Origin of the sequence: Streptococcus mitis bv. 2 str. SK95 (assembly GCF_000222705.1) — a bacterium.
Taxonomy (GTDB): Bacteria; Bacillota; Bacilli; order Lactobacillales; family Streptococcaceae; genus Streptococcus; species Streptococcus mitis_AY.
This window is the reverse complement of the sequence record NZ_AFUB01000060.1, coordinates 1-21,615: the sequence shown is the minus strand read 5'-3', so window position 1 is coordinate 21,615 and position 21,615 is coordinate 1. Positions and strand designations below refer to the sequence as shown.

General features: G+C 40.2%; 22 protein-coding genes and 5 tRNA genes. 3 read left to right on the top strand and 24 right to left on the bottom strand.

Annotated features, from left to right (window positions below; all coding sequences use genetic code 11):
* Window positions 1-21 precede the first annotated feature (21 nt).
* The 11 genes from comGG to tgt all read right to left on the bottom strand — a co-directional run bounded on the left by comGG (window position 22) and on the right by tgt (window position 8,690).
* On the bottom strand, window positions 22-435 hold the full coding sequence (gene comGG / locus HMPREF9965_RS11575) for a competence type IV pilus minor pilin ComGG (protein WP_000265809.1): 414 nt from the start codon (window positions 433-435) through the stop codon (window positions 22-24).
* Complete coding sequence (gene comGF, locus HMPREF9965_RS11570; RefSeq protein WP_004244206.1) at window positions 413-874, bottom strand: competence type IV pilus minor pilin ComGF; 462 nt, start codon at window positions 872-874, stop codon at window positions 413-415. Before comGF ends, comGG begins: the two co-directional genes overlap by 23 nt.
* Window positions 837-1,139: a competence type IV pilus minor pilin ComGE gene (gene comGE, locus HMPREF9965_RS11565; RefSeq protein WP_080566896.1), complete on the bottom strand. Its 303-nt coding sequence runs from the start codon at window positions 1,137-1,139 to the stop codon at window positions 837-839. The genes comGF and comGE overlap by 38 nt, the downstream gene beginning before the upstream one ends.
* Entirely contained in the window at window positions 1,102-1,506 is a 405-nt protein-coding gene (gene comGD / locus HMPREF9965_RS11560; protein ID WP_000588009.1) for a competence type IV pilus minor pilin ComGD, read from the bottom strand. The genes comGE and comGD overlap by 38 nt, the downstream gene beginning before the upstream one ends.
* A complete protein-coding gene (gene comGC / locus HMPREF9965_RS11555) occupies window positions 1,499-1,825 on the bottom strand; it encodes a competence type IV pilus major pilin ComGC (protein ID WP_000735796.1) in 327 nt (108 codons plus the stop codon). The genes comGD and comGC overlap by 8 nt, the downstream gene beginning before the upstream one ends.
* Before the next feature lies 1 nt (window position 1,826).
* The gene (gene comGB / locus HMPREF9965_RS11550) at window positions 1,827-2,843 is read right to left on the bottom strand and encodes a competence type IV pilus assembly protein ComGB (protein WP_080566894.1); all 1,017 of its coding nucleotides are present in this window, start codon (window positions 2,841-2,843) and stop codon (window positions 1,827-1,829) included.
* Window positions 2,791-3,732, bottom strand: a complete 942-nt coding sequence (comGA, locus tag HMPREF9965_RS11545) for a competence type IV pilus ATPase ComGA (protein WP_000249595.1) — start codon at window positions 3,730-3,732, stop codon at window positions 2,791-2,793. Before comGA ends, comGB begins: the two co-directional genes overlap by 53 nt.
* A 60-nt stretch (window positions 3,733-3,792) precedes the next feature.
* On the bottom strand, window positions 3,793-4,158 hold the full coding sequence (locus tag HMPREF9965_RS11540; protein WP_000286394.1) for a DUF1033 family protein: 366 nt from the start codon (window positions 4,156-4,158) through the stop codon (window positions 3,793-3,795).
* 145 nt (window positions 4,159-4,303) lie between these two features.
* A complete protein-coding gene (nagA, locus tag HMPREF9965_RS11535; protein WP_001134438.1) occupies window positions 4,304-5,455 on the bottom strand; it encodes an N-acetylglucosamine-6-phosphate deacetylase in 1,152 nt (383 codons plus the stop codon).
* Between the two features lie 140 nt (window positions 5,456-5,595).
* The gene (locus HMPREF9965_RS11530) at window positions 5,596-7,413 is read right to left on the bottom strand and encodes an acyltransferase family protein (protein ID WP_001220897.1); all 1,818 of its coding nucleotides are present in this window, start codon (window positions 7,411-7,413) and stop codon (window positions 5,596-5,598) included.
* Between the two features lie 134 nt (window positions 7,414-7,547).
* Complete coding sequence (gene tgt, locus HMPREF9965_RS11525) at window positions 7,548-8,690, bottom strand: tRNA guanosine(34) transglycosylase Tgt (RefSeq protein WP_001285237.1); 1,143 nt, start codon at window positions 8,688-8,690, stop codon at window positions 7,548-7,550.
* Between the two features lie 116 nt (window positions 8,691-8,806).
* Between tgt and HMPREF9965_RS11520 the strand changes: the two genes are divergently transcribed.
* On the top strand, window positions 8,807-9,664 hold the full coding sequence (locus HMPREF9965_RS11520) for a DUF975 family protein (protein ID WP_000876901.1): 858 nt from the start codon (window positions 8,807-8,809) through the stop codon (window positions 9,662-9,664).
* A gap of 40 nt (window positions 9,665-9,704) precedes the next feature.
* Here HMPREF9965_RS11520 and HMPREF9965_RS11515 read toward each other — a convergent pair whose 3' ends face one another.
* From HMPREF9965_RS11515 to HMPREF9965_RS11480, 8 genes are all read right to left on the bottom strand, one after another.
* The gene (locus HMPREF9965_RS11515; RefSeq protein WP_000022890.1) at window positions 9,705-10,067 is read right to left on the bottom strand and encodes a DUF1304 domain-containing protein; all 363 of its coding nucleotides are present in this window, start codon (window positions 10,065-10,067) and stop codon (window positions 9,705-9,707) included.
* A gap of 10 nt (window positions 10,068-10,077) precedes the next feature.
* Window positions 10,078-10,503: a MarR family winged helix-turn-helix transcriptional regulator gene (locus HMPREF9965_RS11510; protein ID WP_000723482.1), complete on the bottom strand. Its 426-nt coding sequence runs from the start codon at window positions 10,501-10,503 to the stop codon at window positions 10,078-10,080.
* 158 nt (window positions 10,504-10,661) lie between these two features.
* Complete coding sequence (locus tag HMPREF9965_RS11505) at window positions 10,662-11,525, bottom strand: DUF2262 domain-containing protein (protein ID WP_000184912.1); 864 nt, start codon at window positions 11,523-11,525, stop codon at window positions 10,662-10,664.
* A gap of 149 nt (window positions 11,526-11,674) precedes the next feature.
* Window positions 11,675-12,883, bottom strand: coding sequence for a LysM peptidoglycan-binding domain-containing protein (locus HMPREF9965_RS11500; RefSeq protein ID WP_000745990.1), 1,209 nt, complete (start codon window positions 12,881-12,883; stop codon window positions 11,675-11,677).
* A gap of 168 nt (window positions 12,884-13,051) precedes the next feature.
* Window positions 13,052-13,669, bottom strand: coding sequence for an HAD family hydrolase (locus tag HMPREF9965_RS11495; RefSeq protein ID WP_001172819.1), 618 nt, complete (start codon window positions 13,667-13,669; stop codon window positions 13,052-13,054).
* A 3-nt stretch (window positions 13,670-13,672) separates the two neighbouring features.
* Window positions 13,673-14,953, bottom strand: coding sequence for an MATE family efflux transporter (locus HMPREF9965_RS11490; RefSeq protein WP_000473995.1), 1,281 nt, complete (start codon window positions 14,951-14,953; stop codon window positions 13,673-13,675).
* Between the two features lie 60 nt (window positions 14,954-15,013).
* Window positions 15,014-16,498 (bottom strand): threonine synthase, encoded by a 1,485-nt coding sequence (gene thrC / locus HMPREF9965_RS11485; RefSeq protein ID WP_000177126.1) that lies wholly within the window; start codon window positions 16,496-16,498, stop codon window positions 15,014-15,016.
* A 75-nt stretch (window positions 16,499-16,573) separates the two neighbouring features.
* A complete protein-coding gene (locus tag HMPREF9965_RS11480) occupies window positions 16,574-17,851 on the bottom strand; it encodes a hypothetical protein (protein WP_000091657.1) in 1,278 nt (425 codons plus the stop codon).
* 534 nt (window positions 17,852-18,385) lie between these two features.
* Between HMPREF9965_RS11480 and HMPREF9965_RS11475 the strand changes: the two genes are divergently transcribed.
* Window positions 18,386-20,116, top strand: coding sequence for an ATP-dependent nuclease (locus HMPREF9965_RS11475; protein WP_000088671.1), 1,731 nt, complete (start codon window positions 18,386-18,388; stop codon window positions 20,114-20,116).
* A gap of 133 nt (window positions 20,117-20,249) precedes the next feature.
* Entirely contained in the window at window positions 20,250-21,017 is a 768-nt protein-coding gene (locus tag HMPREF9965_RS11470) for an endonuclease/exonuclease/phosphatase family protein (RefSeq protein ID WP_000163167.1), read from the top strand.
* A gap of 157 nt (window positions 21,018-21,174) precedes the next feature.
* Here HMPREF9965_RS11470 and HMPREF9965_RS11465 read toward each other — a convergent pair.
* From HMPREF9965_RS11465 to HMPREF9965_RS11445, 5 genes are all read right to left on the bottom strand, one after another.
* Window positions 21,175-21,258, bottom strand: a tRNA-Leu gene (locus tag HMPREF9965_RS11465).
* Window positions 21,259-21,267: 9 nt separating this feature from the next.
* Window positions 21,268-21,339, bottom strand: a tRNA-Gln gene (locus HMPREF9965_RS11460).
* A 13-nt stretch (window positions 21,340-21,352) separates the two neighbouring features.
* Window positions 21,353-21,425: transfer RNA gene (locus HMPREF9965_RS11455), tRNA-His, on the bottom strand.
* Window positions 21,426-21,439: 14 nt separating this feature from the next.
* A tRNA-Trp gene (locus tag HMPREF9965_RS11450) sits at window positions 21,440-21,510 on the bottom strand.
* Window positions 21,511-21,521: 11 nt separating this feature from the next.
* A tRNA-Tyr gene (locus tag HMPREF9965_RS11445) sits at window positions 21,522-21,602 on the bottom strand.
* Window positions 21,603-21,615 lie beyond the last annotated feature (13 nt).

Here is a 21,615-nt window from a genome sequence, read left to right as displayed (position 1 = left end):
AGCACAAAGTAGTTGAATTGCCTAGGAATTGCCTTTCTTATCTGCCTTATCTTCTGTTACTTTCTGATTTGGTTCTTGGCTTGAATCAGTCGCTACCTGTTGCTTTTTATCCGTTTTCTTTTCCTTGGGTTTCATCGAAGGAAAGAGAAATTCATAGTTGCCCTTATTCATACGAATACTTGTTGCAAAACCTATTTTCGTAGTGTGATACGTGACTTTTCCTAAGTTAAAGACTCGTTCACCACTTTCTTGCTCAGCCTTATCTTTACTTCGCTTGGCCATGGCAAAAGCAGCCAACTTTTCTTTATTTAAGGCAAAGTCTTTGTGATGGGCAACTTGTCGATTCAAATAAAACTGTAGCAATAGACTAAAGATGGCTGCCATAGTAACTGCATATAAGAGAACACCTGCCTTAACTTTTTGATTTTTCCACACGATAGATGAATTCCCTTTCTAAGCCTTTTTGAAATTGGAAGCGAAAGCGAACCAGTTGATTGTCCTCTGTGATTTGTGCTGATTTGAGGCCATAAACCATTGGCTGGTAACCTCGGCCACTGCTATCGGTTTTCCGAAAATCATCTGATTTGGACTTCCCCATAGCGATATCCTTGCCATCTTGCTTCACATAGAGGCGATTGCCTTCCACCTTTTCAAACTGCGAACGCTCTAACTCTGCCTCCAGTTGATCCACAAACAAGAGCCACTCCTTTTGCTCGCTTTGTTGCTGGTAACGAACTTCTGAAATGAGGAGCTGACTCATAGCTTGAAAAAGGAGCAAACCTCCGCTAATGACGATAAGGGCAATCAGAGATTCCAAAAGAGTGAAAGCTCTTACCTTACTGCTCTTTAAAGTCGAGCAACTTCTCTGAACCATAGTAGACCTCCAATCCCTTTTCACTAGCAAACACCTGGATCTCAACTCCATTTACCTTTACCTGATTTTGACCTGTTTGCAGAGCCATCTTAGCCACACGTAAGACTTCCTCCTTTTGCAATATTTCTGCCTCTTCTTGTCTATTTTTCTGAATTTGTCCCAAGAGGAGGGTTGCAATACTGGCAAATATGGCTAGCGCTACTACTGCTTCTAGTAAGATCACTGCCTTAATTTTTAGTTTCCTTAATGCGTTTAATTTTTCCATTTCCTAAATATAATCGATAGCTGATTGCTCCTTTTCTGGTCTGAAATTCAACCTTAGCCAGAGATCTATTTCCACCAGCTCGGTCAAAGTGAATCGTCTGTCCTGATGGTGCTTGAATCCCTTTAGGAACGGTCAATTTTTGACTGCCATTACTAATCGTCTGACCATCTAAGTTTAGACTGGTCTTTTGTTGACTAGCTACACTATGCTTTTGAGTTTCACGGTATAGTTCTTCAAACTCCATAAAGAAAATATGCTCCTCCACCGCTGCAAAACTGGACTGAACAGAACCTGATAAAGCCAAAGCAATGATACTCACAAGTCCCAAAACCAAGAGACTTTCCAGCATAGTAAAGGCCTTAATCATTGACTTTTCGTGCTTCTTTTTGTGCTTTTGAATAGTAGTCATTATAAGCCTTGGCTTGCTCTGCTGTGATACGACCGTCCGCTTGTAATTTGCTGAGGCTGGCGTCATCATTTTTATCCAAACGATAGAGTTCTGCCTGACTTTCCACCACCTTAACAACAGCAGCTTTCCCTTTGTCATTCACTGCATCCTTTTGCTTGGTCAAATTAGGCACAAAGAGCAAGAGAAGAACGCTGATGATTAAAAGGACGACCAACATTTCCACGAGAGTAAAGGCTTTCGCCTTGGCTTTTTTCAAATTTGTCATAAGTTTTTTCATTTTAAAAATTTACCTCCATATTTTGATACATGGGCAGGAGCATTGCCGCATAAAGTAAAACGATAATCAGGGCCACAAAGATAAAGACCAGTGGCTGCACCAAATTCATGGTGCGGTTGACTCGAGTAAAAAAGGCTTCCCAAGTCTTCTCAGCATAGATTTCCAACTCACTCCCCAGCTTGGACTTGACTTCTCCATACTCGATGATGAGACTCAACTCCTTTTTAAAGAAAGGATAGGTCGCTATGGTTTGAGAAAATTCGCGGCCATTTTGCAGGGCTTGAGCCAGATCTTGACCGATTTCTTTAAAGAGCTGGGAGCCCTGTTCCTGCATGATCTGAAAAATCTGCGTCAGCTCCATCCCCTGCGAAATCATATTGCCCCATTCACGCGCATAATAGGCCGTCAGATAAGTCTGGACAAAGATACCTAGAAAGGGAACCCGTGCCAACATCGAGAAGACCCGCATCTTGGAACTTCTTTTATAGAAAGTGAGAGCTAAAAGTAAAGATAGAGAGCAAACCAGCACTAGTCCCAGAAAAATTTGTGGCAGATTGCCGATGATTTGGGTGGCGATATTGCTACTGTCCAGTTGGGGGAGCAAATAGTTTCTCAACCCCAGCATGATTAGCAGAAGAAATCCCAGCAAAATCAAAGGATAGGTCGCCACTTCGATTAACTTTTTCTTGACCTTGGCCAGATTGTCCAGATATTCTTCTATCTTTCCCAAACTCAGGTGAAGATTCCCGTGCACCTCAGCTAGGGATAATTGGGTCACAATAGCACTTGAAAAACCCAAGCTGTCCATCATCTCTGAAAAGGATTTCCCCTGAGACAAGCCTTGGTGCATCTGGGCCACATAGTCCTTTTCCAGCAAGGCACTTCTCCCCAAGAAAGAAATAATTTCCACCAAATGAAAGCCACTGGAGAAGAGGTTGTTAAACAAGGTGATGATTTTCTTCTGCTTAGCTGTAGCTAATTTTTTCCGTTTCAGCCTGAAGACTTGTGATATGTCCATCTTTAAGAAGCTGGTCAATCTGCGCATTCCAGCTAGTTGGCTGATGATCTTGATAGTCTTTGTTTGCAAAGTCAACGATTCCTCCTCCCCCGATTAATCTCTGGTAGCAGACGCCTTGCAGGACAACTGCTAGTTCCTCCTCCGTCACACCCAACTCCAGAAGGCGTCCATAAACACCTCGGATACTCTTGGCATGAATGGTTGAAAAGACCGTCGCACCTGTCAAACTGGCTCTGACCACTGCACGCGCCGTCTCACTATCACGAATTTCACCGATAATCAAGAGGTCAGGACGATGCCGGAGAGACAGTTTGATCAGATTTTCATAGCTCAGGCCAATCGCCTCATTCAACTGCAATTGGAGCATGTCTTCCTGCTTGATCTCGACAGGATCTTCAATGGACATGACTTGTTGTCCCTTAAAAAGGGATTTTGCCAATTCGTGCATCAGCGTCGTCTTGCCACTTCCGACTGGACCTGCAAATAGATAGAGTCCTCTTTGCCTGTACTGCTTGCCCAGTTCGTTCATATCCTGAAACCAGAAATGTAGCTCCTGCTCCTCATCGTGCAACAAACGAATGACCAAACTCTCATGTCCCCGATAATCTCCTACGGTTGACAAGCGCAGAGAAGACACCTTCTCTCCATACTGGTAGTCACAAGAGCCCAGTTGACTACGGCGTTTTTCTCCTACGTTCATCCCCGCCACAAACTTAAAATGACTAATCACAGCAGCTAAAACATCAAACTCATAGGAGTCAACTAGACACCGCTCATCACCAATTCGCATATGAAGTTCATAAGTAGCTTCCTTGGGAATGAAATAGATATCCTGAGCTCCTTTTTTCTTAGCAGTAGCAATAATTTTTTGTGCAATTTCTTGTACCATACCGCCCTCCTTATCTAACTATTCGCAAAAAAATAAAAAAGCAACTTAAAAAGTTACTTTTTATCTCCATTTCATGCGGCAAGAACGGTGTTTTTCTTGACCTGTTTGTTTTTCATAACCTGGACGTAGCTTTTCATCAGGGATGACTTGCCCATCCTGTAAAAGAGCCAAAGAATGGTACTGCTGCAAATACTCATCGCACTCATCACACCAGCGTTGGTCAGCAGGATCCCAAAAAATAGTCATCAAATCGCTCCGACTCTTATAAAGAGGATTCTTCTTTTCCAGCTCAAACCAACATAACTTATAATATTTTAGAGCATCATAATACTTGTCAAAAGATTGACTCATGATGACATCTTCTTCCCAACCTTCTATGAACCACCACGGTTCAAAATCCCCATACATTTCTATAACACGATACATTCTTACTACTTCCTTTGTACCGTATATTATAACGAATTTTCTAGAACAATGAAAGGATTTTGCTTCATTATAGAACAATCCTCTAGCTTTCTGAAGATACCTCTGAATAGAAAAGCAAAGGCTGATTCACAGCCTCTGCTCTTTATTATGCTTGATAACGTTTCACACCATCTAGGTAGGTTGCAACTAATTCCAAATCTTTATCTAATACGATAAAGTCAGCGTCGTAGCCTTCACGAATTTGGCCACAGACATCATCAATGTGAACAGATTTTGCTGGGTTGAAGCTCGCCATCATGACCGCTTCATGTGGATTCGCAATTCCCCATTCAACCACATTCTTCAAACCGTCTTTGAGTTTGAGAATAGAACCTGCCAAGTTACCTGTAGATTTGAGACGAGCAGTTCCATTGGCAACCACTACCGGGAATTCTCCCAGCATGTAGTCGCCGTCTTCCAAGCCACCAGCTGTCATACAGTCTGTGATAAGAGCAATATTTTCTGTTCCTTTTTGTTTGATAAGGATTTCGCAGGCTTTTGGATCCACGTGATGACCATCACAGATCAACTCTGCATAGGTATGAGGCAATTCATACATGGCTCCCACCATACCGAGCTCACGGTGAGTCAACCCACGCATCCCATTGTAGGCATGTACCCAAACGCTCGCTCCAGCATCTACTGCCTTTTTAGCTTCATCAAAAGTCGCATTTGAGTGCCCAAGAGCAACGGTCACTCCTTCACCCGTAACTGTACGAACAAAGTCTTCTACACCTTCACGCTCTGGCGCAAGGGCAATTTTATTAAGCAAGCCATTTGCTGCTTTTTGCCAAGCACGAAACTCATCCATACGAGGATCTTTCATGTAGGCAGGGTTTTGAGCTCCCTTGTATTTCTCTGTGAAATACGGACCTTCGAAATAGATTCCCCGAATCTTAGCTCCACTTGCTTCCTGATAACGGGCACCGATATTTTCTGTTACCGCGAGCAATTGCTCATAAGATGAGGTCAAAGTAGTTGGCAAGAAACTCGTTACTCCCATGCTGAGGAGCCCTTCACTCATGGTATGAAGGGTTCCTTCGATGTTATTGTCCATGACATCGACACCGCCAAATCCATGAATGTGGGTATCTACAAGTCCTGGGGCAATGCTGTAGCCTGTATAGTCAATCACCTCAGCTCCTTCAGGAATCTGTTCTACATGTTTTCCAAACTTGCCATCCACAAGTTCTAAGTAACCGCCACGACGAACTCCGTGTGGGTAGAAAAACTGATCCGCTTTAATATAATTAGGCATAATGATAACCTCCTTGATAGATTGATTCTAGAATTTATTATGTCAATTACATTATAAACCTTTCTTTTTCATTTGTAAATGGTATAGACCTCTTTTCTGGAGATATTTTAAAAGAGCTGGATATCTCCAACTCTTTGATTTTATTTTGATTTCACAGGTAGTTCTTGAGCGGCCTTAACAGCAGCTGCAATCGTCTCTGCGTAAAGTTTAGCGCCTTCTTCAATCATGTTGCTATCATTTCCAAAGTGGACTTGGTCGGTTCCAGCCCAGATTTCAGGGTGCTCCTTAGCAACCTTATTCCAGTCAGCGATACTCACATATGGATTCTTTTCAGCTAATTCTCTCGTATAAGTCGCATACTGCTCAACTGATTTGTAAGTCTCCTTGCTCTTGTCACCTTCATAAGGAGTTACAAGAATCAGATGGTGGCCTTTGGGGAGGTTTTTAACTATCGTATCTAAGTCATCTTTGTAATTCTCTGGTCCGTTTACACCCGTTGCAATGACAACTGTTTTTAGAAGTACCTTGTTCTGGCTGTTATTGAGCATGATGTCATTGGCTTGCTTGGTCGTCCGACTAACTTGAGCGTTGATATTTGCTTCAGGAAGGGCCTCTTGTAAGGCTGTATTAGCACGCAAGGCTACCGAATCTCCAATCAGACTCGTTCCCTCAGAAATTCCAAGTCGGCTAGCCTCTGCTTGCTCAGCAAGAGTCTTTGTTTGTCCTATATTGGTCTGTGCTTGCTTGAAACCATTGACCATCAAGTCTGTCTCAAAAGCTCCAACTTGGGGAGCCACAGCTATGATAATCAAGGTAATTAAGGAAAGAACACCAACACCACTAGCACTAATTGGTTTAATATGAGGTAATCGACTAATTTTCCGTATTAAAGGATTGGTCTTACCGGCAATCAATGGCTCAATAATATAGAAGGATAGGATAGCAAAGAAATAAGAAAAGATGATTGTCAGAATAACAGCAGGCAGATTACTCATCAACTGAGAAAAGATAATATAAAAAGGCCAGTGGAAGAGATAAACCGCGTAGCTAGTATCCGCTAAAAATGTAATTATCCGAGGTTCTTGTATCTCAGGCGTTTTCTCATGCAAGACACGCGCAGCAAAAATCATAGTCACTGCCGCTAAACTTGCCAGTAAGAAGCCAAATAAGTACGCAAACAGGTAGGTGAACTTGACAAAGAAAGTCAAGAGCACTAACACCAAAAGCCCCGCAGCAAACACCAGTAGATTTTGACGAAGATCCCATGTCCGATCAAATTGCTTTACTAAATCGCTCGTCTGACGAACACCCACAACTGTCGCCAAAATGCTTCCTAAAAAGAAGGGATAGACATGAGTCAAACTTGAAAAGTAGACAGACGAATAGGAACTAGCCATGAGACTACCAATAAACATAGAGAAGAAGCTAAGGATAAATACTCCAGCAGACAGGAGAAAGACGGTTCCTCTCAACTGACTACTAGATTTTGATCGTTTCGATAAGAACCAGACAGCCAAGCCCCAAAGGATGTAGTAGTGAACCTCAACAGCCAAACTCCAGTTATGAACAAAGAGGTGGGGAATGAACTGAGATTCGTAACTGCCCCCCGTAAGCATTTCATAGAAGTTGGTCACAAAGCCGAAAACTCCAGCAATCTGACCGCCAATACCTGCAACATAGTCTTGACGAACTAAGAGGGTAAAGGGCATGGTCACCAAAACCATTAAAACCACAGGTGGCACGATACGGTAAAACCGTCTCTTAAAAAAGCCCAGCAAATCAATCTGGCTTTTCTTACCAAACTCTTCCAATAGGAGAGAGGTAATCAAGAATCCTGAAAATGTGAAAAAGACATCTACCCCAAAGAAGCCTCCAGGAAAGATGGTCTGAAAGAAGTGGTACAAAAGCACCAAAAGTAAACCTGTAATCCTAATCAAGGAAAACCATTTAATACGCATACGAGTCTATTCTCCATTAAATTAGGAAGTAAAACACCACCTAATTTTCATTCCATTATACTCCCTATTCTATCAAAAAAAGAAGAAAAATCCTACGAGAAAACGTAGGATTTTTAGCTTATATCAATTCCGTTTTAGAAATTACGCCCTGACTTATTGTAACCATATTTTTCTACAAAATACTCGCGGAATTCCAAGAGATTATCATCCATGATGGCTTGACGGACCTGCTTCATCAGATTGAGCAAGAAGTAGAGATTGTGGTAGCTAGTCAAGCGGATACCAAAGGTTTCATCAGCCTTGAGCAGGTGGCGAAGGTAGGCGCGTGTATAGTTCTTACATGTGTAGCAATCACACTCAGGATCCAGTGGCGTAAAGTCCTCAGCGAACTGGGCATTCTTGACAACCAAACGACCTTGGCTGGTCATACAAGTCCCGTTACGAGCGATACGAGTCGGCAAGACACAGTCAAACATATCCACCCCACGAATGACCCCATCAATCAAGCTATCTGGCGCTCCCACACCCATCAGGTAGCGAGGTTTGTTTTCAGGAAGGAGTTGAGTTGTGAAATCCAAGACTGCATTCATCTCTTCGTGCGTTTCTCCCACTGCCAAACCACCGATAGAGTAGCCAGGGAAGTCCATGCTGACAAGGTCGTGAGCTGACTGACGACGAAGGTCTTCAAATCCTGCCCCCTGTACAATCCCAAATAATCCTTGATCATGTGGGCGACGGTGAGCCTTCAAACCACGCTCAGCCCAACGACTAGTACGCTCGATGGATTTCTTAACGTAGTCATAAGGTTGATAAAACTGAGGACATTCATCAAAAGACATCATGATGTCTGAGCCTAGATTGTTCTGAATAGAAATAGCCTTTTCTGGCGATAGGAACATCTTAGAACCATTGAGATGGTTTTTAAAGGTTACCCCTTCTTCTGTGATATTTCGACTATCTGCTAGGGAATAAACTTGAAAACCACCACTATCCGTCAGGATTGGCTGGTCCCAGTTCATGAACTTGTGGAGACCACCTGCGCGTGCAATGAGTTCGTCCCCTGGGCGAAGCCAGAGATGATAAGTATTAGACAGGATAATCCCTGAGCCCATCTCCTTCAACTCCTCTGGTGACTGGGTCTTGACAGTTGCTTGAGTCCCAACCGGCATAAACATAGGTGTTGGGAAGGTACCATGCGGAGTGATGATTTCTCCCAGACGAGCTCCCGTGTGTTTTTCTTTCTTAATCAAACGGTATTTGATTGGTGAATCTGACATTTTCTACCTCCGAAGCTGGGAAAGACAGTCCCAGTTCATACTTTGTGCCCAAAGGCATACTGTATGATTTTATCAAAAAAACCAGGAACTGTCACGAACTATGGTATAATGAGAGAATGAAATACCCAAAAATTGATTTAAAAAACATCCGTCTGCAGACTAGGCAATTTCAGGCTGAAAATCCCCGCCTCTTTCTCGTCTATCTATTACCTAGCATGCTGGTCATCTTATCAGGCTTTCTCAACCCCCTGGCTCGCCTCCAAGAAAATGTTTTAGAGCAATCCTTTTTCAGCATGCTGGCACAAGTGCTCCAAGCCTATCTCTTCCCGCTAGTGGTTTCTTTTATGAGCACGATTTTTCTAGCAGGTGCTGCCTTTGCGACACTCCGACTCCTCAAGGATCCTGATACGGAACTCTCAGTAAAATCAAGCCTGACCCTCTTTGCTGAAGAGCGCTTCTCGCAAACCTTCCTAACTCTGCTCCTCAAACGTTTCTACCTCTTTTTATGGAGCATTCCAAACTTAGTAGGCGTTTATTTCCTCTTTTATAGCAATCTCTTGGCTCGTAGATTTGTTGCCCTACATCCAGAATTTCCAAAACTAGACCTCTCATCCGTTGAAACGGAGCAATTCCTTCTGGCCTTTGGACTCTACTTTTTCGCGAGCCTCATCTTGATGATTGTAGGAAATGCCCTCTATATCCCGCAACATTATGCCTACTCGCAGGTAGAATTCCTCCTCTGCGACACTCTGGATTTAGGACAGGCTAAACCCCGTCAAATCCTTAAAACCAGCCGTTTCTTGATGAAGGGTTACAAATTTCAACGCTTTGTCCTCGACCTACAACTACTCCCTTGGTACTTCCTCAACTGGCTCACTTTTGGAATTGCTAGTTTTTCAATCCTTCCCTATATCCAAAACAATCATATCTTCTTTTACAGAGTCCTACTAGCCCGTAAACGTCGAAATGGATAAGAGCATACAAAAACCAGCGTCGTTCAGGACGCTGGTTTTCTTATTTCAAAAGTAACATACTCAGCAGAGTCAAAATAGCAGGCCCACCTTGCTTCAGAATAATCTTCTTATCTGCTGTTAGAGAACCGTAGGTCGCTGCACCAAGCACAAATAAAACAAAGATGGTCACAATTTCCAAACTTTGTGAGAAATAAATCCCGTACAAGAGAAAGACCCCTATCAAAGCATTATAAATTCCTTGATTTTTAAATAATGAACTCACTGAAGGACGAGCCAGTTCTTCCTTATCCACATTAAACACGCGACTAGTAGTATCTGATTGCGTAGCTACACTTTCCAGATAAAAAATGTAAAAATGCTCGAGGGCAACAAGGGTTGCTAAAATTGTGGTAATAATTGACATCGTTTTCTCCTTAAAATTCTATTTTTTCTAGACCTGACACTAGTTTCGTCAGTAAAGTTGTTAGCTCTTTCTGCTCGGCTGTCGATAAGATGCTCTCCATCTGTTCCTTCACTCGCAAATGATGTTTAGGCGGACTGACTAAGAGTTGATTCTTGGCTTCTTGGGTTAATTCAACTAAGACTTCTCGCTGATTGGCCGGATTACGCTTGCGACTGACATAGCCCTCTGACTCTAGTATCTTAAAATGACGGGTCAAGGCCGCCTGGTCGATTTGCAACTTCTCCTGAACGGCAATCTGGTTGCAGGGTGACTGCTGCAGTAAAAACTGCAAGATTTGATAGCGGGTCAAACTAATTCCCAATTGTTTCTCAAAAAGTTGAGTGATCATCTGATCTGTTAAATGGAGCTGGTACAGTAAGTCGTTAATTTTTTTCATTTCTACCTCCTTGCGTACACTTGATTTATCAACTATTGACTTATCAAGTATATTACAGAAAGATTAAAAACGCAACCATTTTGCTTACTCACGAAAAATAGCCTCTTGGTTTCAATCCCAAAAGGCTATTATTTCTATATTCTAGATAAAATCCAGCACTAACCTACCAAATCTGCTCGAAGGATTTCTCCCTCTTTATCAATGACAACTTCGATGGCATGGCCTGCAAAAATTTCCTCGCTATCATCATAGTAGAGGGTCAATTCCCCGTCTTCGTTGATCGATAGTTCATTCAAGGAAAGAGAGTTGGTAAAATACTCTTCTGTTAACTCCACATCATTTTCATCTGAATCTATCCAGTCTTGAGCTGTTTCCCACAGTTCTTTGACAATATAGTCTTTAATCCGAGTATCTTGAACTTGGAAAGTTCCCATAAATTTCTTTAGATCATCAAAAGAACTTGGAGGGAGACTTTCATCTGCACTCGCAGCAAAGATAGCATGAATCTTACCACCCTCGTAAGTGATAAATCCTTCAAACCAAGAATAGGCTCTGTTTAAGGTGAATTCGCCAATATCGTCTTGAATGATGACCGGTTTTTGATAGGTTTCAATCAAGGTCTCTAACCTAGAGTCTGAGGATTGGTCATCTAGGTATTCCAGCAAGTGGTAGCAGTTATTAGCTACTTCTGACATATATGGCTCTAACTCCATGAAGGGGCGTTTTTGACATTTGATATGATGAATTTTGTAGGGTTCAAAACTAAAGCCCCATCTCTTTTCTTCAAATTCCTCAGGAGTCAATACCCATTCCAAACGTCCCTCACGTTCAGAGAATTCCTGGGTTGCAACATTGACACTAGCTTTAAAATGAACGGACGGCATTTTACAACCATCTTTTAAAGAAGCGGCCCCAGTTACATTTTGGAGGGTAAAAATCAAGAATTCGACAATTTCACCACAAAATTCCTCTTCAAAATCATCTCTTGTTTTCTCAAATGGAGTTTTTAATCGATTTGTCATTCACTTCATCCTTTCTCTCTATGCTTAAAAGCGTTAGTATAGTTTTGTATTCGCTTACATTTTAACATGTTTTAGATTTTATTTCACTTATTAATACTATTTTACACAAAAAGAAGCTACGCTTTTAAATGTATAGCTTCTTATTATTCTTAATTCATAGATACGTGAACGTGGTCATAGTGGTTTTCGGTTACGCTACCACGGTCTGGCATTGGATTCCACGTGTAGGCTGGTCCGTATTTACTATCGTATGGAGCGTAAAAACGTTGTTTCCAGATGATATAGTTGATACCACGGCTAGCCATATTTTGGACTGCATATTCTGCAATTTGATCTCCGAGTGCTGAACTCACTGGAACCATAAAATCGATGGCCAAACCTTTACCATGGTCCCCACTGTCACCAGGACGGTAGCCACTAAAGGATGTAATCCGAAACAAGTTGGCTACTTCTTCTTTAAAGGCTGCCGTCTGTGGTTGAAGACCTGCATTTTCAGAATTAGCTACAGCAAGTCCTGCATAGTCAGGAGCCGCTGGAGCTGAATAAGTTCTTGAAGGAGTTTGGCTTTGCTCTGCTTGATAAGTCGAAGTTGTAGTGTCAGAATTTGTTGTTGATTCTGTTGCACTTGTTCCTCTTGTATCAGCAGGCGTTTCTGTTACTGATGCAGCTGCTACTGATGTTTCCGCCGAAGTCGGCGCTTCCGTTGCTTCGGTAGCTGAAGTCTCTGCTTGAGGAGCTTCTTCAACTGGACTAGTAGTTTCAGTTGTTTCTGCCACCGGTGCTACCGCTGGAGTTGTTTCTGCTGTTTCTTCTGCCACAGGTGCTTCTGTAGATGGTGTCTCTTCAGTAGTGGTCACTGTCTCAGAAACTTCTGAACTTGGCGCTACTTCTGTTGGTTTTTCCGTCTCGGTTGCAGTTGGTACTTCCTCAATTGGTTGAGATAGGTCTTCTACTTGAACTGTTTGTTCATCGACTGTCACTTGATTCGTCGTCAAATCAGCTGTCGCAGTCGTCACTTCTTCACTAGAATCCGCTTGAGGAGTTTGGATTTCAACTTCCGTCACCTTGTCTGCCTCATTGACAGTTGTAGTGAGGACAGTATCTGGGAAAATCAAGTCCATATTAGTAATCTTGTTCAAATTAGCAAGAACTGTCACATCAACTCCCAAAGCTTCTGCAATCGTGCTCAGGGTATCACCATACTGAACTGTATAGCTGTTTTTGTTCTCGTTTTTCGTCACGTCATTTTGGATTTGCTCAACGGTACGTGCTGTCCATGCAATTTCTTCCGCTTGAGTTGCCAATGCTGGCGCAAAAGACAAGGCTACGGTTGAGGCTAAAATAATTCTTTTCTTCATTCGTTCATATTCCTTTCAAATGAGTACCTGTCTATCATAACACAAAAAAAGCAGAAAAAAAGCCCTCTCGGGCCTATTTAACAGAACTGTCTATTCCTTGTAACAAACTCGATTACTTGAAATAGTTTGTTAGGTTTCTGTCACGCAACTGACACAATCTTCTCGTTCCTAATCCTCAAAAATATGAGGAATATCTGCCAATCCTTGAATCCTTTGATTCCCTTCATAAGACGACTCTAAAAAGTTGATGCTTTGAATACCACTATTCTGGGCGAATTCCACATCCAAAGTCCGGTCCCCTATATAATAAGTCTTCTCAGGATTCAGCTGATACTTGTCTAGCAGATAGGTAGCCGCTTCTGGACTAGGTTTCCGCTCAAAGCCACTCTGACTGGTTAGAATCTCTGTGAAATAGGATTCCAACCCCAAGTCTCTTAGAATGGTAAAGGCATTGTCTCCTTTATGGGTATAAACAAACTGCTGAATCCCTGCTTGGTCTGCCCAAGACAACACTTCACGCGCATCTGGCATCAAAACTACCTGGGCATTCTTCTCAGCTAAACTCTGGGCACGCACCTGATTGAGCACTTCCGCATCCAGATCTCTCTCTTCTGCCACCTGCTCCAGCAAATCCTGCACTGAAAATTTGAGGATAAACTCTCTCACTTCCTCCTTATCATAAGGAATAGAAAACTGAGCAAATGTCTCCTCAATCCCTGATAAAATCGCTTCGTAAGAATCCAATAAGGTCCCGTCTAAATCCCAAATAAAAGCTGTTTTTTGCATTTCCTATCCTTTCAACATCATATAGCGCTGGTAACGATAACGTAGAAATAACCATCGAAAACCATTGTCCAATAACGTTCCAGCCCAAATACCAGGTAAGCCCCAACCAAGAACAATGCCCATCAGATAGGCTGTCCCTATGCGGATACACCACATCCCGATACTTGTCGCATAAAAGGGGAGGCGAGCATTTCCCAGTCCCTGCCAAACTGCCGTATAAATCACTGTCCCTATCGCCATAGGAGTTCCTAGTAGAGAGAAAAGTGTCACTAGAACACTAGCCTCAACAGCTAGATAATCCGTCGTATAGAGATGAGTTAGTGGTATCCCTAAGGCATAGATACTGAAAGTTAAGGGCAACATGAGAAGTAGAGAAAGCCAAAAGGTTTGCTTGCTCAAATCATCTACTCTTTCCCAGTTATCCTCTCCAACTGCTCGAGCTACCTGCATGACTGTTGCCGTAGCGACGCCAAAGGCAGGCATATAGTTAAACTGGGTCAAAACCTCCCCGATTGCATTTCCCGCTACTGCCTCCGTCCCAAAAGAAACAACTAAGGCAATGATGACGACATCTCCAGCTCTCATCATGAGACGTTCTCCTGCCGCCGGTATAGCCAAAGTCAACAAATCCTTATCTAGACCAAAAGATGGCTTCTCATAAGGCAGTTTTAATTGCGACCATAAAATCACCAGACCAACCAAGCGAGACAGAATAGTCCCCCATGCAACACCAACTATCCCCATGTCAAGAACAAAAATAGCTAGACTTGAAAAGAGAATATTCAAGGCATTGGATAAAAGACTAACATAGAGGGGCAGACGCGGATTATGCGTTGCACGAATCAAGGCTCCTAAACTGGTCATTAATCCCAAAAGAACAATCGATCCACCCACCAAAGATAGGTAGAGCCCACCACTTTCGGCCACAGCCTGATCAGTCCCCAAAAATTCTATCATCTCTTGACCAGCAAAGATGGACAAGGCCCCTAAAAGCAAACTCAACAGCAAGGTAATCTTCAGCGCTTCAGTCACATGATAAGCTAGCTTCGACTGGTCTTTCTGCCCCATACTTTTTGAAATAACACTGGAAATAGCAGCACCTAGAGCAATAAAAATCGCCTGGTAAATCGTGATAATATTGCCAGCCACTGAAACACCTGAAATAGCGATTAAGCCCAAGTGAGCGACCAAGTAACTGTCCACCATTCCCATGAGCATCTGCAAAAAGTTTTCCCCCATAGCTGGCAATGCAATATTAAGAATGTCTTTATTTTTCTTAAACAATCCTTCCTCCTGATGAAAAGAAACTCAGTTGATTTCCCAACCGAGTTTACTTCCTCTGTCTTAAAGTCCTAGATAAGCCTCAACCGCTGCTTGCATGTCAGCAGCTGCCACTGTTGTCTTGTGACGAACTGGCGCGGTTTCAAGGCCGTCAACTGCTGGTGGCACTGCCACTCCTGAAATGTCATGTAATTGAGCCAAGGCTTCAAAGTCAGTTAAGCCTGCTTTTCCTGTTACAGCTTCTACTGCAACCACTGGGAACTTGTATGGACTAGCTGTTGAAGCAATCACTGTCTTAGTCGCATCGCCAGTAGCCGCTTGGTATTTTCTATAAACAGCTGAGGCAACCGCCGTATGTGGATCCTCGATGTAGGCATCTGCATCATAAACACGCTTAATTTCTGCCGCAGTTTCTTCCTCAGTCGCATATTCAGCTGCAAAGAGTTCCAGAATCGCTGCATCAAAGTCTGTCAATTCATATTGTCCTTGTGTACTCAAGGCGTTCATGAGTTCAGCTGTCTTAACCGCATCATTCCCCAAAAGATGGAAAATCAAACGCTCCAAGTTTGAAGACACTAGAATATCCATGGATGGGCTAGTTGTTACCTTAAACTCACGTTTCTTGTCGTAAACACGTGTCTTGAAGAAGTCGGTCAAAACATTATTGTCATTTGAAGCACAGATCAATTTACCAATCGGCAGACCAATTTGCTTAGCATAAAAGGCAGCCAAGATATTGCCGAAGTTTCCAGTTGGTACTGTGAAATTGACCTTTTCACCAGCCACAATCTCACCAGACTTGATCAACTGAGCATAAGCATAAACATAGTAGACAATCTGTGGTACCAAACGACCGATGTTCATAGAATTAGCTGATGAAAATTGCAGTTTATTGGCAGCCAACTTTTCACGAAGAGCTACATCGTTGAACATGTGCTTCACATTTGTTTGCGCATCATCAAAGTTTCCATCAATAGCGATAACATGAGTATTGTCGCCAGTCTGAGTAGTCATTTGCAACTCTTGTACCTTGCTGACACCATCCTTTGGATAAAAGACGATGATTTCAGTTCCAGGAACATCCGCAAATCCAGCCATAGCTGCTTTCCCAGTATCACCAGATGTCGCTGTCAAAATGACGATTCTGTTCTCCAAACCATGCTTTTTAGCGGCTGTCGTCATAAAGTATGGTAAGATAGACAAAGCCATATCCTTAAAGGCAATCGTAGAACCATGGAAGAGTTCCAAGTTGTATTGCCCATCTAGTTTCACCAAAGGTGCAATAGCTGGAGTATCAAACTTGCTATCGTAGGCATTGTTGATGCAGTAATCCAACTCCTCAGCTGTAAAGTCATCTAAAAATGCTGACAAAACTAACTTAGCCACTTCTTGGTAAGAAGCATCTTTTAATTTGTCAAAGTCCAAATCGACCTTTGGATAAGTAAGCGGTGTAAACAAACCACCGTCCGTCGCCAAACCTTGCAAAATAGCTTGGCTGGCAGTTACTGTATTATTCGCATCGCGCGTTGATTGATAAACTAATGTCATGAATCTCTATCCTTTATCTATAGTCTCTTCCATTATATCATGATTTTTCAGAAAATTCTCCCTTTATAAGGGAAATTATAGGCTCAATTCTTCTTTCAAAGGCTGTAAATAGGTCATTTCTTGCTTGCCTCTCTTCTCCAGTCCTTCCTCGGCTAGAAGGAGTAATTCTTTAGAAAATTCTCGAATCGCAGCTTCTTCCTCATCTGTGAGTTGTTTTTTAGAAAATTGTCGTCTCAAAGACTTGTAATCACGACCAGCTGTGGTAAAAAATGGAGCAGTTCGCAAGTAAGCTTCAAGCTTGTCTAAATGAACCAACAATCCCAAGTGAAAAGTTGCTGAAGCAAAGGTTCTATTTAGAGGTTGCGTACACACACTACGAAACTCGATAGTCCCTCGAGTCGTTAAGTCTTGGTACTGGTAACTACGATGAGTTTGGAAATCCTCCTCCTGAGGATAAAGAAGAATCTCTTCCCCATCAAGAGCGAAGGCATGAATTTCCGGGGTTCCTAAGTAATCTTTTGCTCGAATTGGATAAAAATAATAGGTTTCACCATCCCGTTCCGCAGTAAAAATCGCAGAGTGATCCAGATAATCAAAAAAATCATTCTCATCTTTGAAGAGTCTGGCATTAACACCTACATTTTCAGGATAAATCCCATGCATAGACTCTTCCCAAAAAATATCCCTAGAAATCTTGGTATTCCAATCTTCCCCTGAAAACTCTGAATTGGCAAACAAATAAGCTTTGGCTGCTTCAATCTGAGTAAAAGCGTTAATGACCCGCAGAAAGTTAGACTTTGAAACATCCAGTTGAACTTGGCTCCCACAGATAAAAGCACCATATTGCAGGTAATCGTGCAAATCCGTTCTTGGAACGGTTCTGCTCAACTTCAAATAGTTCATCAACATCTGATAGCGTGCAGAAGCAACTGGTTGATTCTCATTCTTCTCCCAGTAGGGATGGATTCCAGAACCAACTATGGCATGATTTGTTTCACCCAACTTTTTCTGAATCAGATCCATGTAATCTCTAAAACGCTCTTCAACCTCTTGGATGGATTTAGCCCTACCAAAGGCAAACTCAACGGTCGTATAAGCAACTTCAAATAAGATTGTATCCTGACTGACCGGATCTAGTAACTGAATTGGATTACCAAAATCATCAACTTTTTCGATAGTAAAGCCCAGTACTGATGGTAAATACCGAAAGAGATCCTTAACAACTTCACCATCTGTAGCTTTACCCTCTAAGTTTACAATAGGATATTCTAACTCAATCCCAATAAATAAATCTGAGTTCTCTTTTATATTCTTTAAGTAACGTTTTTTTAGTAATTCAACAGACCGAGACATTAATCACCAAACTCTTTCATAATCAAAATAAATTGTGAATAAGTAATATTATACCAAAAATACACTAAAAATGATTAGAATAAGAAGAAAAAGATGATTCATCAGTTATCTGTACTTAAAGAAAAAATATCAAAATCTTCACTAAATCAAAAAAAAGGTCCGAAAACCTTGTCTTCATTACTATACCGGCGGCCGGGGTCGAACCGGCACGTCCTTGCGGACACTGGATTTTGAGTTCAATTCCTACATTATTTGAAACTTAAATCCTTGATTTAACAATGTTTTAACGCTTTTAAATTTTATAAAATAGACTCTTTTTTCAAATTTTAGTAACTTTTTGGTAACTGAAGAGAAGTCTCAATTTGATGTTCTCTGACACTTTAAATAACTTATAAACAGTTTATTTAATGGTATAATAATATTAGTTAGCAATGTTATTGGCTTGCTCAAACATATCAAATCATAAAAATAATATCTATGTATTCTAACAAGGTTATAAAGCTAGAATTCAACAGACACAACAAAGGAGTACTAATGAGCCGTCTTAAATCGTTGAAAATAAAGAATTATAAACATATTGGAGATTCTTATATAGGATTTGATAAGATTGAAAACCTCAATATCCTAGTTGGGCAAAATAATATAGGTAAATCGACATTATTACAATCAATAGAAATGCTAATTTTTGGGAATGTAGATAGACGGGAAATATCAACTGATACCAAATTGGAATTCGGCTTTTGTCCAACTGAAAACGAAATCCAAAATGTATTTTCTATAAGTTCGTATAGTATAAATCCTTACTGTTCTAATTTTAAATATGGAAAACGATACATTGATAAGTACATGTCTTTTGAATTTCAGCCTGTCAAAACGGTCGGAGACAAACGAATTGTATTATCAAATATTAAAGGAATCTCTATAGAAACATTGGCTCAAAATAGGAAAATAGAACAATTTATAGATTTAGCTGATATATATATATCTAACCATATTAAACATTTAAAACTAATTAAATTATCTGCTGATAGAAATTTAGTCCCCGAAATACAAAATAGTAATCGAATTGTATCCGAAGACGGGACAGGTGCTACGAATTTATTAAGGCAATACCTGAATGTGGCTAATCTTCCTAATGAGGTTGTAGAAAACGATATTCTAAATGCGCTAAATCAAATTATGAAGCCAGAAAACTATTTTGAAAGAATAATGTGTCAGGAAATCGAAACTACTGATGATTCTAATTCTAAATGGGAAATTTTATTAGTCAATGGAAATGGGAAAATTCCGATTTCAAGTTCGGGCAGTGGTTTAAAAACTGTCTTGTTAGTATTAATAAAACTCTTTCTAGAAACAAGAGAAAAATCAAGTTATAATTTTGAACAATCTTTGGAAAATTCAATCTTTATATTTGAGGAATTAGAAAATAATTTACATCCAGAAATTCAAAGAAATTTATTTGAGTTTTTATACCAATGGGTTCAGAAATATAATTCTCAAATCTTTTTAACAACTCATTCTACTGTTCCAATAAATATGTTTAGTGGTAGAGATAACGTAACTTTAACTCATATTAAAAAAGAAGATGATAGAATTATGACTAATTCTGCACTATCATTTATAGAAAATAAAAATATCTTAATGAACTTAGGTGTACGAGCTAGTGATATACTGCAATCCAATGCAGTAATTTGGGTTGAAGGACCATCTGATAGAATTTATATAAATAAGTGGATTGAACTATATTCAAACGGAAATTTAAAAGAAAATATTCACTATCAGATTTTATTCTATGGCGGAAAGTTGCTTTCGCATCTAACTGGAAAACTTGATGATTCAAATGAATTAATACAGTTATTTAAAGCTAATGTTCATTCAATTATTGTTATTGATAGTGATAAGACTAATCCAAATAAAAAGATAAATAAAACTAAGCAAAGAATCAGGAAAGAATTTAATAAAAATCAAGCTATCGTTTGGATAACACAAGGTAAAGAAATTGAAAATTATCTATCAAGAAATATATTTAAAAAAACTTATAATGTTGATAAACAAATAGGTCAATATGAAAAAATAGATGATTTTTTAAATAAAAATAGCAGAAAGAAAAATATGGGTAACTATTATGTTACTCATAAAGTATCTGAATCTATTTCAATTGTTAAAGAAATGCTCCTAGAAGATACAAATGTTTTAGATTTAGAAAAACAGATTAGTACTATAGTCAAACAGTTAAAAAATTGGAATGGTATACAATCGGACTAAAAACTATAGAATGCCTACGATAATGATTGATATAAAATTAAATTTATTCTTTACATCTTTCATCAAAAATAGAGTCTAACAAAATATAATAAATTTAACTTACATAAAAATTTCACAAAAAAAGGAGTTCATTATGACTAAAAAAACTGCATTGACTATTTTAAGTGCAAACCTCAACTTTTATAAGAGTAAAAATAATACAGACAAAAATCCTAAAAACATTGTAAAATTTTTACTGTCAGAAAATCGACCCAAACCCACATTTATAGCACTACAAGAGGTAGGTAATCGTCTTATAGATAACAATTTTAAAACTGATAAAAGTGTGACCATAGAGAAAATTGAAGAAATACTAAATGATAAAGGATACGGAGTCATACGTCCTCTTCAAGATGGGATACAACCAGTTAATACAAGACTATTCTATTTAAAAGAATCCATCGAAACCATTGAAGAATTACAACCTATTTACAGTGATTATTTTTGTAGACAAGCTGGAGGATTATTTACAATAAATAGTAAAAGGCTTGCAATATTTTCACTACACTTTCCACTCTATGAAAAAGACCCAGTTGATAAAAAAGAGATGTGGAATCATTATATTCAACTTGCTTCTTCTAAGCAGAATGAACTTTACGACCATCTTATTTTAGCTGGTGACTTTAACGAAAGTATAGAAAATAAAACAAAAAATATTAAGGGAACCACTTTATCTCACAAAATTGAAGAAATCTTAAAATATATGATAGATGCAAGTGATGAAGAAATTACTTACAAAGAAGCAAACAGAAAACTAGACCATATTTTTCTCTCTAATCATACTGAAATTTCTAACTTCGAAACTATCGAAAATAATTTTTCCGACCACAAAGCTTTATTAGTAAATTTTTTATTTAAATGAAACTAAATATATAACATGAAATTTAATTAATATATATCTGAATTTCCTATAGAAAAAATAAAATTTCATGAAAATAAAACTATAGGCACAAACAATAGTAATTTCTAGTAACTCAGACAAAAAAAGACAAGGCTTATAAACCTTGTCTTTATTACTATACCGGCGGCCGGGGTCGAACCGGCACGTCCTTGCGGACACTGGATTTTGAGTCCAGCGCGTCTGCCAATTCCGCCACGCCGGCAAATAGCAACTGGGGTAGCTGGATTCGAACCAACGCATGAGGGAGTCAAAGTCCCTTGCCTTACCGCTTGGCTATACCCCAATAATATAAAATAGGCGAGTGATGGGGATCGAACCCACGCATGCCAGAGCCACAATCTGGTGTGTTAACCACTTCACCACACCCGCCATAATTCTATAAACACGGGCAGTAGGAATTGAACCCACACTGAAGGTTTTGGAGACCTTAGTTCTACCTTTAAACTATGCCCGTAACTAAAGGAATGGAAGGGGAGGGATTCGAACCCCCGAACCCGAAGGAGCGGATTTACAGTCCGCCGCGTTTAGCCTCTTCGCTACCCTTCCTAGTCATAAGTAT